The sequence below is a fragment of the Streptomyces sp. NPDC058683 genome, from assembly GCF_042716195.1.
Classification (GTDB): domain Bacteria; phylum Actinomycetota; class Actinomycetes; order Streptomycetales; family Streptomycetaceae; genus Streptomyces.
This window is the reverse complement of record NZ_JBHXSK010000127.1, coordinates 1-2,386: the sequence shown is the minus strand read 5'-3', so window position 1 is coordinate 2,386 and position 2,386 is coordinate 1. Positions and strand designations below refer to the sequence as shown.

Annotated in this window: 1 rRNA gene; it reads right to left on the bottom strand. The window is 56.8% G+C overall.

What is annotated here, in order from left to right:
- Nucleotides 1-22: 22 nt before the first annotated feature.
- A 23S ribosomal RNA gene (locus tag ACFWXC_RS52950) occupies nt 23-2,386 on the bottom strand; the annotation flags it as partial.

Below are 2,386 nucleotides of genomic sequence, written 5' to 3'. Positions count from 1 at the left end.
AACACAGTGGACGCGAGCAACTGAGGACAAGCCCTCGGCCTATTAGTACCGGTCACCTCCACACCTCACGGTGCTTCCAGATCCGGCCTATCAACCCAGTCGTCTACTGGGAGCCTTACCCCATCAAGTGGGTGGGAATACTCATCTCGAAGCAGGCTTCCCGCTTAGATGCTTTCAGCGGTTATCCCTCCCGAACGTAGCCAACCAGCCATGCCCTTGGCAGAACAACTGGCACACCAGAGGTTCGTCCGTCCCGGTCCTCTCGTACTAGGGACAGCCCTTCTCAATATTCCTGCGCGCGCAGCGGATAGGGACCGAACTGTCTCACGACGTTCTAAACCCAGCTCGCGTACCGCTTTAATGGGCGAACAGCCCAACCCTTGGGACCGACTCCAGCCCCAGGATGCGACGAGCCGACATCGAGGTGCCAAACCATCCCGTCGATATGGACTCTTGGGGAAGATCAGCCTGTTATCCCCGGGGTACCTTTTATCCGTTGAGCGACGGCGCTTCCACAAGCCACCGCCGGATCACTAGTCCCGACTTTCGTCCCTGCTCGACCCGTCGGTCTCACAGTCAAGCTCCCTTGTGCACTTACACTCAACACCTGATTGCCAACCAGGCTGAGGGAACCTTTGGGCGCCTCCGTTACTCTTTAGGAGGCAACCGCCCCAGTTAAACTACCCATCAGACACTGTCCCCCACCCGGATCACGGGCGCGGGTTAGACATCCAGCACGACCAGACTGGTATTTCAACGACGACTCCCCCCGAACTGGCGTCCGGAGTTCACAGTCTCCCAGCTATCCTACACAAGCCGAACCGAACACCAATATCAAACTGTAGTAAAGGTCCCGGGGTCTTTCCGTCCTGCTGCGCGAAACGAGCATCTTTACTCGTAGTGCAATTTCACCGGGCCTATGGTTGAGACAGTCGAGAAGTCGTTACGCCATTCGTGCAGGTCGGAACTTACCCGACAAGGAATTTCGCTACCTTAGGATGGTTATAGTTACCACCGCCGTTTACTGGCGCTTAAGTTCTCAGCTTCGCCACACCGAAATGTGACTAACCGGTCCCCTTAACGTTCCAGCACCGGGCAGGCGTCAGTCCGTATACATCGCCTTACGGCTTCGCACGGACCTGTGTTTTTAGTAAACAGTCGCTTCTCGCTGGTCTCTGCGGCCACCCCCAGCTCAGGAAGTAAATTCCGTCACCAGGACTGGCCCCCCTTCTCCCGAAGTTACGGGGGCATTTTGCCGAGTTCCTTAACCATAGTTCACCCGAACGCCTCGGTATTCTCTACCTGACCACCTGAGTCGGTTTAGGGTACGGGCCGCCATGAAACTCGCTAGAGGCTTTTCTCGACAGCATAGGATCATCCACTTCACCACAATCGGCTCGGCATCAGGTCTCAGACTATTGCCAGGCGGATTTACCTACCTGACGTCCTACACCCTTACCCCGGGACAACCACCGCCCGGGATGGACTACCTTCCTGCGTCACCCCATCACTCACCTACTACAAGTCTGGTTCGTCGGCTCCACCACTTTCCATTCCCCGAAGGGTCCGGAACGGCTTCACGGACTAAGCATCGCCTGGTTCGATGTTTGACGCTTCACAGCGGGTACCGGAATATCAACCGGTTATCCATCGACTACGCCTGTCGGCCTCGCCTTAGGTCCCGACTTACCCTGGGCAGATCAGCTTGACCCAGGAACCCTTAGTCAATCGGCGCACACGTTTCCCACGTGTGAATCGCTACTCATGCCTGCATTCTCACTCGTCAACCGTCCACAACTCGCTTACGCGGCTGCTTCACCCGGCAGACGACGCTCCCCTACCCATCACAGCGGGCGTTGGCCCTATAGCTGCAATGACACGACTTCGGCGGTACGCTTGAGCCCCGCTACATTGTCGGCGCGGAATCACTAGACCAGTGAGCTATTACGCACTCTTTCAAGGGTGGCTGCTTCTAAGCCAACCTCCTGGTTGTCTGTGCGACTCCACATCCTTTCCCACTTAGCGTACGCTTAGGGGCCTTAGTCGATGCTCTGGGCTGTTTCCCTCTCGACCATGGAGCTTATCCCCCACAGTCTCACTGCCGCGCTCTCACTTACCGGCATTCGGAGTTTGGCTAAGGTCAGTAACCCGGTAGGGCCCATCGCCTATCCAGTGCTCTACCTCCGGCAAGAAACACACGACGCTGCACCTAAATGCATTTCGGGGAGAACCAGCTATCACGGAGTTTGATTGGCCTTTCACCCCTAACCACAGGTCATCCCCCAGGTTTTCAACCCTGGTGGGTTCGGTCCTCCACGAAGTCTTACCTCCGCTTCAACCTGCCCATGGCTAGATCACTCCGCTTCGGGTCTTGAGCGCGCTACTA